The 13,143-nt window shown below is 47.0% G+C and carries 9 protein-coding genes; all 9 read left to right on the top strand.

Annotation, left to right across the window (positions count from 1 at the left end; all coding sequences use genetic code 11):
- Positions 1–107 precede the first annotated feature (107 nt).
- The 9 genes from B5F07_RS20265 to B5F07_RS20225 all read left to right on the top strand — a co-directional run bounded on the left by B5F07_RS20265 (position 108) and on the right by B5F07_RS20225 (position 12,987).
- A complete protein-coding gene (locus tag B5F07_RS20265) occupies positions 108–875 on the top strand; it encodes a glycosyl hydrolase (RefSeq protein WP_087163015.1) in 768 nt (255 codons plus the stop codon).
- 6 nt (positions 876–881) lie between these two features.
- Positions 882–2,921: a glycosyl hydrolase gene (locus B5F07_RS20260; protein WP_087163014.1), complete on the top strand. Its 2,040-nt coding sequence runs from the start codon at positions 882–884 to the stop codon at positions 2,919–2,921.
- A gap of 183 nt (positions 2,922–3,104) precedes the next feature.
- Positions 3,105–4,691, top strand: coding sequence for a carboxylesterase family protein (locus B5F07_RS20255; protein WP_087163013.1), 1,587 nt, complete (start codon positions 3,105–3,107; stop codon positions 4,689–4,691).
- 13 nt (positions 4,692–4,704) lie between these two features.
- A complete protein-coding gene (locus B5F07_RS20250) occupies positions 4,705–5,856 on the top strand; it encodes a pectin acetylesterase-family hydrolase (RefSeq protein ID WP_087163012.1) in 1,152 nt (383 codons plus the stop codon).
- A 17-nt stretch (positions 5,857–5,873) separates the two neighbouring features.
- Positions 5,874–7,022 carry a pectin acetylesterase-family hydrolase gene (locus B5F07_RS20245; RefSeq protein WP_087163011.1) on the top strand — a complete coding sequence of 383 codons (1,149 nt, stop codon included), beginning with the start codon at positions 5,874–5,876 and terminating at the stop codon, positions 7,020–7,022.
- A gap of 1 nt (position 7,023) precedes the next feature.
- A complete protein-coding gene (locus B5F07_RS20240; RefSeq protein ID WP_087163010.1) occupies positions 7,024–7,965 on the top strand; it encodes an alpha/beta hydrolase fold domain-containing protein in 942 nt (313 codons plus the stop codon).
- Positions 7,966–7,992: 27 nt separating this feature from the next.
- Positions 7,993–9,735, top strand: coding sequence for a sensor histidine kinase (locus B5F07_RS20235; RefSeq protein WP_087163009.1), 1,743 nt, complete (start codon positions 7,993–7,995; stop codon positions 9,733–9,735).
- On the top strand, positions 9,713–11,320 hold the full coding sequence (locus B5F07_RS20230) for a response regulator (protein WP_087163008.1): 1,608 nt from the start codon (positions 9,713–9,715) through the stop codon (positions 11,318–11,320). The genes B5F07_RS20235 and B5F07_RS20230 overlap by 23 nt, the downstream gene beginning before the upstream one ends.
- Positions 11,321–11,442: 122 nt before the next feature.
- Positions 11,443–12,987, top strand: coding sequence for an ABC transporter substrate-binding protein (locus B5F07_RS20225; RefSeq protein ID WP_087163007.1), 1,545 nt, complete (start codon positions 11,443–11,445; stop codon positions 12,985–12,987).
- Positions 12,988–13,143 lie beyond the last annotated feature (156 nt).

The raw sequence follows: 13,143 nt of genomic DNA, 5'->3' as shown, positions 1-13,143 counted from the left end.
ATATACTAAAGATACCGCAAGAAGACTGTTGCCCGGTTGCGGCGGGGAAAAAGTGAAGAAGTCGATGCTTTTTTGATATACAAAGATTAAGAGATGGAGAAAAAGGGATGGAGAAAAGGAATACACCTGCAATCTGGACGGAAATGAATAATCAATTCCGACCTAAAATCCGATATTGGCTGCTAGCGGCAGCGGTGGAGGAAGAAGATCTGAGGCTGGAGATCCGGCAGTTATCCGATCGGGGATTTGGTGGAGTAGAAGTGGTAGTTCTGTCTTCTGTGGATCCGGAGGTCCTTCGCAGTGAGTTTGGTTGGGGAACAGAAAAATGGGACAGAGCCATCGAAGTGATTGCATCGGAAACCGAAAGACTGGGGATGACTATGGATCTGGCAATCGGGCCAGGGTGGCCGATTGCTTCTCCGATGATAGGATCAGAGGAAGAAGAAGCGGTACTTTGTGAATTGACTTATGGAGAAATGGTCGTTGCTTCTGGAGCATATTATAAGGGAAAATTACCGGAGCGACGAAAAAAGCGCAATACCAAAGTATCCAAGTTGATCCATGTCATGGCATATAAAGAAAAAGACGGAAACAGCGATAAAGTCCTGCAAAGCGATACCTATATTGATTTAACGGGATATATAAACGCGAAGCAGGAACTGGATTTTCGTTTCCCTGAGACTGCATTCGGATCTCACTGGAAGGTATTTGCCTTCTATCAGCAACCGGCTATGCAGAAAGTTAATGCAGGGCAAACCTACGTGATAGATCATCTGAGCCGAGCGGGGATACAGGCTTGTGAACAATATTGGGATAAGGTAATGGAGAAGTACGATTTCCCGTCTATGGAATCCCTGTTTTGTGATTCTCTGTAGTATGATGTGGCACTGGATTGGACTCCGGATCTTCCGAAGGAGTTTGAGGAAAGACGTGGATATTCTATTCTTCCTTATCTGCCGTTTATTGGACTTGAAAACATGTTCCCACCATGCGATGTCCCCGGATACCGACTTTCTGACAAGACGATATCAGACATGATCAACTGGGATTATCTTGAGACCTTAACACAGTGTTATTGTGAATATCATCTGGCAGGCCTGGAGATGGCGGCAGAGAAATATGAAAAGAATATCCGCTATCAGATTGCCTATAACAAGCCCTTTGAAGTTGAAAGGTGCGGCCTCTATGTGGCTCTGCCGGAAAATGAGGCGCTGGGTAGGGCTGCCATTGATGAACAGAAAAACATGGCCGCGGCGGCACATCTGGGGAGAAAAGAACGGTATTCCTTCGAATGTGCCGCAGAATTTGGACATAGTTACGGACAGGATTACGAGGATGTGTTTTGGGGGATAAAGCGGAGTCTGATGGCCGGAATGAATGCCCAGGTATTGCATGGGGCATCTTATTCCGGAATGCAGCTGAAGGGAGCGGAGTGGCCGGGGTATGAAGGGTTCGGGAAATATGTATCCAATAACTGGAATCGAACGCTCTCCATTCCCCATGCCAGAGCCTGCATGGACACTATAGCCAGATTGAATGCGATATTTCGCCAGACGGCAAAGGTCGATTGTGCCATTTTGAGGAGCAGATATGCGGAAACGGGTCTGACGGATGATTTTTCCGGATACCCGGACGGTGGGTGTCTGACGAATCACGGATATAGTTATGAGTTTGTAACCGAAGCATTGCTGGAGTTACCGGTTTGTAAGGTAGAGGATGGTATTCTTGACAGAGAAGGCGTGGCATATCAGTGTCTGATTATTATGCCGACTGATAAAGTGTCTCTGGGATGTCTGCGGAAACTACAGAAACTGATGGAACAGAATCTGCCGGTGGTGTGGATTGGAGAAAAACCGCAGTACGCTTCCTTTTATAGTCAGTGGCGGACAGAGGAACAACAGAATATTTGGTCAGAATGTCTGGAAGCAATCTGGAATGATGCCAGACTGCTTCATGCACAGGACTATCAGCAGGTTCCGGAAATTTTGGCGGAGATTGGTGTTTTGGGTAATGTGGTGTTGGACGGAAGCATGGATCTGTTGACGGCATCCAGAGAAACCGCGGAAAAAAACCGCTATTATGTACTGTATGGATATAACAGGGTCAAGGTAACTCAGGATATGCCAAACCCGGATGAAATATCTGTCAGTGCCATGTACTGTCAGGGGACAACGAAAGGCAGTTATCGCAGACCGGGCTGTGTCAGCCGCAGGAAGATTCCGGTTAGATTTCGTGGGATCGGAACAGTATCCATCTGTGATCCATGGAACGGTACCAGCTATCCCTTGGATTTTCAATCAGATGGGAAGGGTTATCTGACCGGAACTATAGAGATGGAAGAAGATGAAATGCTGATTTTCCAGGTGACTGGACAGGATAACAAGAAAGAAAAAAGTGCTGTGGGGCAGGAGCAAGAAGCAAAAGCAGAAATCAGCTTTGATACTTTGGAACTGATTTCCTTTGAACCGAATTCGGAGGAAGATACTTCCTTTTTGCGAAGTGGGTTTGCTGCAGATTCTCGTTTGATCCGGTTGAATAGATTGCTTCCGTGGCTGGAGCTGGAAAAGGAATTGATCGGCTTTTCCGGAAAGGGAATCTATCATGGCAAGATAGTACTGGCTGAAAAAAAAGCGGGTATATATGTTCTGGAACTGGGAGAGGTTTCGGATACTTTTACGGTAGTGATCAATGGGAAAACAGCCCCGTTTCCGGACCAAGTGATGAAGCGGGGTGACGTTACTGATCTGCTACAGAAGGGGGAAAACGATCTTCAGATAGAGGTGGTATCCAACCTCTATAACCACTTGTTCTCAGAAAAAAGCTGCTGCATGGAAAGAATACCGATTCCTTACCGGCCTAGAAAATACGGTATCTGGGAAAGTACATATAAGAAAGTGGCACTTCGTTTTTTCTCAATATGAAGATGGAAAGTGGCGGAAGATCCAGACCTGGAGCAGGGAGAGTTGTCAGAAAATGAGTTTGCACCGGGGGTACAGGTTATCACTTGCTGGGCCCGCAGTGAGGATATGAAAAACATGTCATGCGCAAAGATTGCAATTTATACGGAAGAATTGAAAAAGGAAGAAGGGAGTATGTAAGTATACATGGTAATTGCTGGTACAAAAAATGGAAAGATCCAGGGCGAAGAGAGGGACGGTGTTAAAATATTTCGGGGAATTCCTTACGGAAGTGATTGCGAAGGCAAACATCGTTTTTTGCCGGCGCAGCCGCCGGAAAACTGGGCCGGTATCCGAGATTGCCGCAAAAACGGGTATTATGCAGTGCAGAATGGAACCGGGATCGTGGCAAGTGCTGGACTGGGACCGTATTTCAGCGGTGGTGACCAGGAGCGGTTTGGCGTCCTGGAGGAGCGGCAAAGTGAGAACTGTTTGGTGCTAAATGTGCTGACGCCGGGATTGGACGACAGTAAGCGCCCGGTTATCGTCTATATCCACGGTGGAGGCTTTGGCGGCGGAAACGGCTCAATCGTGCTGGGTGCTGATAGATGGGTCAAAGAGGAAGATATTGTTCTGGTGGGGGTAAATCACCGCCTGAATGTATTTGGTTATTTATACTTGGGGCGACTGGATGAAAAGTATGAAAAGTCCGGTATGGCGGGGATAGAAGATCTGATCTTATCCTTGGAATGGATACAAAATAATATTGAAAATTTCGGCGGTGATCCACATAATGTCACACTGATGGGAGAGTCCGGCGGCGCGATGAAGATCAATATCCTGATGATGATAGAGCGGGCCAGAAAATTATTTCATAAGGTGATCCTGGAAAGTGGACCGTTGTTTACAGATTACCGGACACAGGAAGAGGGGCATCTGATCACAAAAAAGATCCTAGAATGTCTGGGTATCCCGGAGGAGAACTGGGAGCGGATTCTGGAAGTACCGGCTGACCGACTGCTGATTGCGGCTTCCGAAGTGGATCAGGCGGTGCTGGCTTTTTTTCCGGTGGGAGATGGGAAGGAACTGTCCTATCACCTGGAGTCCGTTTATGGCATGACCGCGGGAACGGAAGCGATCCCAATGCTGATCGGATGTTCGGAGGATGAGATCGGGGTATTTTTATCCCCAAAAGTGATCCGTGCAAAGCTGGGACACAGCATGGAGACGGAAAGAGAACTATGTGAAAAAATACTCTTTTTGGAGGAGAATGCCTTCCTTCGCACACCACTGATTTCAGAAAAAAATGTGGAAGAAATTCTGCACAAGATGCAGGCGATCGATGAAAAGGAACGAACTCTGGAACATCAGTTCATCCGTGTAAAGAGTATGCTCGGCGGCTTCGGGCTGAATGCCTGGTGCCAGGCCTGGGGTCGAGTGACAAAGGGAGTGGAGAATACCTGGCTTTATCTGGTTACCTATGATGTGACAACCCCCGGGGATGTGGACGAAAAACTGGCATGGCATACGGCAGATCTGCCATTGCAGATGGGACTGGTATTGTATCCAGAATACAGAGAAATATCCAGACGTTATGCTCATGGCTTTGCGGCTTTTGCACGGAATGGTTCACCGTCTACAGAAGAGTTGGACTGGCCTGCTTTTAGCAAAGAAGGGATGGAGACTATGGTCTTCGATGAGAATAGCGGTATCAGGACATATCCCTATCAGCAGATCATGGCAGAATTGATAGAAGATCCGGCTTCCGTTCGAGGCTTGCGTTGGAGTATATGATGGAGGAAATGATATGAGTATGGAAGATAATATAAAACAGGAACCGTGGGAGAAGATGTCGGATGAAGTAAAGCAGATCTGGACGGAGATCGTGAAGAAAAACTGCCCGGAAATGCCGGAAAATCCGGAGCAGGGAACCTTTTACCGTATTTTTCCCGAAGGTTGTGTAACGGGATTAAATGAAACCTATCACGGCACGATCAGAATAGGAAAAGATCCGAAAAAACTGATTGTGTTTTTCAATGGCGGCGGTCTTTCCTGGAATGCTTACACGGCTGCTTATCCTGCAACTTTATTTTCCTTGCATATGCCGGAGTTGTATTACTTTGCGGATGTGGAGTATATGGGTGACGGCATCATCAAGAACAGTATTGGAAGTGAGAGGAAGGAAAATCCGTTTAAGGATTGGTCGGTTATCAATATTTTGTATGCTACCGGTGATTTTCATGCCGGAGAAGGGGAGTTCCCCTATACCGCACTGGATGGTACTGATCGGCTGCTGATGCATCACGGACGGAAAAACACGTTGTCTTTGATAGAAATGGCGAAGCAGTGGCTCGGAGAACCGGAAACACTGTTGATCGCAGGACCAAGTGCGGGTGGTTTTGGGGTGGCACTGATGGCCGACGATATCATTGAACAGTTCCCGACATGTAAAAATATCACTTGTTTGGTGGATTCTTCGATTTTGATTATGGACGGCTGGAGGGAGATTGCCAGAGATGTATGGCACGCGCCGGAACATATCTGGAAGCGGCTTCACAGTGATAATATTATGCTGGATTCTTACGAAGCGTTATATCAGAAGTACGGGGAAAAAGTAAAGTATCTTTTTTGCAGTACGATCCGCGATGCTCAGCTTTCTCGTATGCAGAATAAGATGGATGGTAAGGCGCTTGTGATCGATAAAGAGGGCGGGATAAAATACTATGCTCTGCTGCAGAAAGTGGCAAAACAGCTGCAGGAGAAGGTACCGGGGATAGGATTGTATATCAGCGATAAAAAATTAGATGATCCTGGTACCCGGGAAGCAGAGGTTACTCAGCATTGCTTTTTGGACACAACAAGCATGCTGGACTATGAGATGGAGGGTATTACACCTGCCAGATGGATATATAATGCTACACAGGGCTGTGTGGAAAATGTGGGATTGCGTTTGTTGTAGAAGGAGGTACAGATATAATGAAAAAGAAAATCACAATACAAGAAACATACAGGGATATCATGAAAGGACTGTCTGCATTTCAGGTATTTCCGGAGATGCCGGATCAACCAAAGGAAGGTAAATGGTATCGGGTCTCTCTGACTGACTGCCGGTGTGGAGATGGAAGTCCTTATTCTATCAGCTTCCGGTTGGGAAGAGAAGACAAATTGATGATAAACTTTCACGGTGGCGGTGTTGCTTATGACATTTATACCCTGCAGCGACCGATCGCATCTACAAATACGGATACTGAGGGATTCTATTTCAATGAAATCAGCCCAATGTATGATGCAGCAAGCTGCAGCGGTATCGGAAGCCAAAAAGAAGAATGTTTGTTTAAAGACTGGACCATGATCAATATAAATTATACTTCTGGAGACTTCCATACGGGGACAAATCGTGTTGACTATACCGGACTGGATGGGAAGGAACAGACTGCATATTTGCATGGCTACACAAATTTTCAGGCAGCCATGGAAAAATTGATGCCGTATCTGGGATCTCCAGAAACTTTGATTCTTTGTGGAGAGAGTGCGGGAGCTTTTGGGGTGGCTGCATTGGCTGAAGATGTGATCGAAATGTTTCCTGAATGTGGAAACATCACAGTATGTCCGGATTCCGGATTGCTGGTTTATGATGGGTGGCAGAAAACAGCGGCTGAACTATGGGGATCACCAGCACATATCGTAGAGAAACTGACGGATACCAATTTCGTGACCGGCTGTATGCTGGATTTGCACAGAAAATACGGGGATCGTATCCAATATATGTATACATCATCTTTACGGGATGGAAGTCTGGCGGAATACCAGGAGTTCATGGATGGCAGGCCAAAAGCCCATACCCGGGAGGGTGGACTTCGGCATGAGGCCCATCTGGCTCACATGTACCGGCAGCTGAAGGCAGCGATCCCGGAGATGGGATTTTATCTGCACGATTCCCTGCCGCATTCGGAGCAGACAAAGGAGCTGGATCTGACCATTCATACCTTGCTTATGAATGACCGGGTATTGGAACCGATGGAAGAGGGCATTTCAATCCAGGAGTGGTTATGGAATGCATCGGAGGGCAAGGTCGAAACGATCTTGTGTGAGAAAATGAGAACGATCTTAGAAAGGGAAGAGTAAGATGGCAGAGACAACCGGGATAACAAGAGAGGATTCCGTTCAAAAAACGATCGAGACGGCCAGAAAACGCCGGGCCGAATATGCTGCAAAGCCATCCATCGGAGAGCGGTTTGTGGTTCCGCGGAGTGGATTGTCACTGGATGGCGGAGAAAAACAAGGAGTGAATACCCTTCTGTATTTTCCGAAAAACCACAATCCCAGCAAGGACGGGAAGCTTCCGGTCCTGTTTAACATGCACGGAGGAGCCTGGGTGGGCGGAGATGCCATGTTGATGGAAAGCTTTTGTCGGATGCTGGCAGACCAGGTGCCGATCATGGTAGTAAATGTGAATTATACCAAGGCGGACGAAAGGCCGTTCCCATATGCCCAGGAAGAAGTGGCAGATTCTGTTTGCTATTTTGCAGAGAATGCAGTAGAATACGGGATAGATGTAGAGAAGATGGCGGTAGGTGGTCACAGTGCCGGAGCGCATCTGGCTGCCGGTGCTGCTATGATGTTAAAAGAACGGGGAGTTCGACTGGCGTTGCAGATGCTGGTGTATCCATGTCTGGATCTGGCATCCACGAATCTGGAAGGGATTTTTGATATGGTCGGGCCGTTCCTCTTCCCGCAGGAAGGGGAAAGAGAGTGGACAACAAAGCATCGGTGGGCTTCTCCGCTTCTGGCTACGGATGAGGAATTGGCGGATCTGCCACCTGCCATCTTTATTGAGTGCGGACCGGACTTTTTAAAACCGATGGGGATCCAATATGCAAAGCGGTTGATCGACCTGGGGATTCCTATTAAGATCAAAGAGTATCCGTTGGCAGAACATGGCTTTTTGGAAGTAAACCGTCCGGAGTATCCGGATGGCGATGATCGAAAAACACCGGAGCAGGCGATTTACTGCAACGATTGCGAACGATATCTGGTGGCCGAACTCCGTGCCAGTTTGCTGGGATAGAACGTATATGGAAGAAGGCGCAGTGATATGAGAGAAAAAACAACAGTTCCCGCTAGGAAATATTCCGTTCGTTTTAAGGTTCTTATTTTGCTGCTCCTGATCGTGATCCCGATATGGATGTTCAGTTTCATTGGACTGGACTATTCCATCCACCTGATCAAAGAACAGATCGTGGCTTCCCATGAAAGTTCCCTGAAGTTGTATATGAACGAAGTGGACACTCAGTTGGATTCAGTACAGCAGTATTTATACCGGGTGATCGTGGATGATAATAAAGTGGGGAAGCTGCTGGCAGCAAAGAATCACAGTGATTATATGCTGCAGAAATATATCTTATACAGCAGCTTAAAAAACGATGCCTTGTTGCTTCATATGGTGGATTCGGTATTTTTGTATTCCGTCGAGTATGATGACTATTTATCTGTTGATATCGAATATCCGTCCAATCCCTATGAGAACCATAAAAGTATCATCATGTCGCATATTGGGAAGGAATGTACCGACCCAAATTTCCCGATTGGAAGATGGACGGTTGTTCCGATGGGAAATGAGGTTTATGGATTCTATGTCGTGGAACGGGATGGATTCTATATGGGGACATGGATCGAAATGGATCGGATCCTGGGGCTGCTGCAGACCGAAGAGAACGAGATCCCGGTGTTGGTGGATAACGAGGATCGCATCCTTACCCCCGGTGTCCTTAAGGGTAAGGACCATTATCCGTCCACGTCCATAGAAGCGGTAACAGAAGAGTATCTGGTCGTGTTGGTACCGTCTTCGGTGGGGAATTTCAGACTGGGACGTTTGTTGGAATCCCGAAACATCCTGGAGAATCTGCCATTGTTACAATACGTGTTACTGATCCTGTCCGGGACTTCCCTGGTATGTCTGATCCTTGGTATGAGCCTGTTGCGTAAGATGCTGTTGTTACCGTTACAGCAATTATCGAACGTTACCACCAATATCGCAGAGGAAAACTACGATTACCGCATTCCTCTGGGAGAAAAGAGAGATGAGTTTTACTATGCCAATCGGTCGATCAATGAGTTGTTGGATACCCTGCATTCCTACAAGATTGACATCTATGAGGCAACCATCAATCGACAGAGAGTGGAACTGCAGTTACTCAAGCTCCAGATCAAGCCGCATTTTTATCTCAATACCTTAAATATGATCTATACGCTGTCCCGTACCGGAAAGTATGAGATGGTCCAGGAGCTGGCCTACAATCTGATCCAGTATTTCCGTTATCTGTTCCGGCAGGATTTTGACATGGTAACATTAGGAGAGGAACTGGGGCATATCCGGAACTATTTTCAGATCCAGACCCTTCGATATCCGGATTGCCTGGATCTTCAGATAGCCGCAGCACCACAGCTGTTGGAGGTGAAAATCCCGCCGCTGCTCATCCAGCCCTTTGTGGATAATTCCGTGAAGCATTCTCTAAAGGTCCAGCAGCTGCTGCACATTCAGCTGGAGGTCAGTACGGAGGATATCGATGGGCAGGAAATGGTAGTGATCCAAATTTTAGATGATGGAGTCGGGTTTTCCGGAGCAGTTCTGGAGAAGATCCAGAAGAACGAGCGGATCGTGGACGAATCGGGTGAGCATATCGGGATCTGGAATATCTGTCAGCGATTGCAATTGATCTATGGCAGGAAGGCAACGGTCCACCTGTTTAACCGGGAAAGCAAAGGAGCCGGTGTGCGGTTGCAGCTTCCACTGACAAATCGGGAGGGAGAAAAGGATGAACATACTGTTGGTAGATGATGAAAGATACGTACTGGACGATCTGCTGGAACTGCTCGATTGGGAACAGATGGGGTTCCAGCAGGTGTTTACCGCCTGCAATCAAACAGAAGCCCAGGAGATCTTCCGGCAGCATTCGGTGCAGATCCTCGTAAGCGATATTGAAATGCCCCTGGGAGATGGATTTGAATTATGGCATTGGGTCCGGGAGCATTATCCGAAGACCGCGTGCATCTTTCTTACTTGTCATGCGGACTTTTCCTATGCCCAAAAGGCTTTGAAACTGGAGGCGATGGAGTATCTGCTAAAGCCGGTCCAACAGGAGGAACTGGAATTGGCAGTGAAAAAGGCGGTCATGCGGATGGGTGAAAACAGCCGGGTTGAGGTGTTACGAAATACCGAAGCATTGTGGAATATCCATCGTCCGGTTATTCAGGAACGGTTCTGGAAGGACTTGCTGCAGCGCAGGGAGCCACTAGCCGCAGAGCAGATCTTACCGATCATGTCACATTATAACGTGACATTGCCAGTCGAACAGCGCTTCTGTCCGGTTCTGATAAAGACCGGGAAGAGGACGGACCTGTCAGGCGCTATGGAGATCCGGATAAAGGAAACAATACAGGCGATGATTGCCAAACAGGATTACGATAGCAGCTTCTTCTTTCTGAAAGATCATTTGTTGTTGGGATTGATCGCTGTGAACTTAAAGGAAGCAGACGGGGAATGGTTACAGGATTTGACCAGATGCCTGGAAGCATTTCAGGCGTTTTGTACTACGCAGTATGTTCTGCAGACCCATTGTTATATCGGAGCGGTCGTGGCACTGCCGTTATTACCGGGGCAGGTAAAAAATCTGGAGCAATATGCTAAAAACATGTTTTCTGCCAAAACGATCATCCATGTTGGAAATGACAGTTGGAAGCAAAACGCGGTGGTGATCGGAGAAACCGTGATCAAAGAAGCGGTCAGCCTTATTAGGCAGGGGCATATGGCAGAAGCAAAACGGGTGATCGGATCGGAACTGGGAGCACTGGCGGATGAGCTGGGTCTGAACTATCATACCCTGGCATTGTTCCGACAGGACTTTTTACAGGCGATCTATCGTTTGCTGGATGGCAAAGGCTATATCGCCCATCAATTGTTCCAAAACGAGACTTCCCTTTTCCTTAGCGAGCATGCCCTGGACTCCTTTGAGGTCATGATGGAGTGGCTGGAGCATGTCATCGATATCACCGGTGATGCGATCTCGTCCGTGGCACATGCTCCGGACATCGTGAGCCGGGTAAGAATGTATATCCAGACTCATTTGAATGAAGATCTGTCCAGAGAGAGCATTGCTGCCTGCGTGTACTTAAACCCCGATTATCTGGATCGGATCTTTAAGGAAAACACCTCGATGACCGTAATGAAATACCTTGGAAATGAAAGGATCGCACTGGCGCAAATGTTTCTGGTCAAAACCGATATGCCGATCCGGGATGTGGCCATATCCTGCGGATATAATTCCCTGACTAATTTTTCGGTAGCTTTTCGAAAGATCACGGGAGAGACTCCAAGCAATTGGAGGAAACAGTATCGACAGTCTGGTTGGATAAAACGTCCATAAAAAGGGAGGATCCCAAAGGGAAATTAGTCGATTTTTATAAAAAATCAGGTCGATATTTTGATGGTGGAAGGGAGCAAAGCCTTGCTATACTGATATCATCAAAATAAAGGAGGATGTTTTAAATGAAAAAAACATTTCAGAAATGGCTCGTGATGCTGTTGTTACTGACCCTTGTGGTTTACTGCGTTAGCGCCTGCGGGAAAAAGTCCGATGATAGTACATCCGGTGATGGGGTTGTACAGGAAGATGCGGGCACTTCCCAGCAGGAGGAAGAGCCATACAAGATCGTTTTTGCGTATCCGGGAGCCCCTTCCGGCGCAGGAACGGAGCAGATGTTAGCAGAACTGAACGCTTACCTGAAGGATAAGATCAATGTGGAACTGGAGGTTCTTCCGATTGCTGCAGGTAATTTCGCTCAGCAGATGAACCTGATGATCGCCGGTAATGAAAAGCTGGATCTGTATACCTCGGACGCTGCACTTGGTAACATTTTTATTTCCGATGTGAACCAGAACAGGCTGATCGCTCTGGATGAATATCTGCCGGAGTATGGTGCGGGCCTGTTAGAAGTAATGGGAGAGTATCTTCCGGCAACAACAGTGAATGGCCAGGTATATGCCATCCCTACTCTTCGCGATATGGCGAGCGGATATGGTGTACTGGTTTCAAAAACGGCATTGGACGCAACTGGTATTGATCCAAAGTCCATCACTACCTATGAGGATTTTGAAAATGTTCTGGCTACCTTTAAACAGATGTTCCCTGAGAAGGTAACCTTTGCTACGATTGACCCTTCTGTTTCCGTGTGGACCCATATGATCAATGACTATGATCCATTAGGGGATTATATTGGCGTATTACGGGATGGAGGACGCAATAGTCTGGAAGTCGTGAACTTATTTGAAGACGAAGATTATATTGAGGATCTGAAAATGATTCGAAGATGGTATCAGGAAGGATATATTCTCCCAGATATAACCACTAACAATATGGTCCTTCCGATGTTGATTTCCGGTGAATTGATCGCATGTGCAAGTAATCAGAGGCCGGGACAGGAAAAAGGAGCGGAATCCCTGATGCCGGGTGGCGCATATGCTATTCAGCTTGGTGAGACATTATGTACCACTCAACATGTATCCAATGTTATCATGTGTGTTCCGATTACATGTGAAAGACCGGAAAAAGTGGTACAGTTCCTGGATCTGTTATACACCGATCCGGTAGTCGTGAATTATCTCCATTATGGTGTGGAAGGGGTACATTATGTTAAGACAGATGTGGAAAATGTTATTGCATTTCCAGAGGGTGTAGACTTAACCACTAGCACTTATTATGGACATAATACCTCTTATTTTGGAAATCAGCTGATCAGTTATGTATGGAATACTTTGGATAGTACGCTCTGGGAAGATACCAAGGCATTTAATGAGAATGCACCAAAATCCATGGCATATGGTTTTGTATTTGATTCCAGTTCCGTGAAAAATGAGTTAACTGCAGTACAGAACGTGCTTGCACAGTATCGGATTCCATTGGAAGATGGTAGCGTAGATCTGGATACCGTATTGCCGGAATTCCAGCAGGCACTCAAAGATGCTGGAATCGATACGATTATTGAAGAAAAGCAGCGACAGTTGGATGCATGGGCTGCGGAGAACGGAAAGTAATATTGTTTATAGAGAGCTCAATTTAATAAGCCTGTAATTGGGCTCTCTTCTTGTGTGCCGAGCATGGCACTAATCTTACTGGTGAAAGTCCAGTCACGGGTATTTACCGCCAAGTGTAGTGAACCACAAGCCGGTGTCAGTAATGGCATAGGTGGA

The organism is Lachnoclostridium sp. An169 (assembly GCF_002160525.1).
GTDB classification, from domain to species: Bacteria; Bacillota; Clostridia; order Lachnospirales; family Lachnospiraceae; genus Mediterraneibacter; species Mediterraneibacter cottocaccae.
This window is presented reverse-complemented; position numbering and strand designations above follow the sequence as displayed.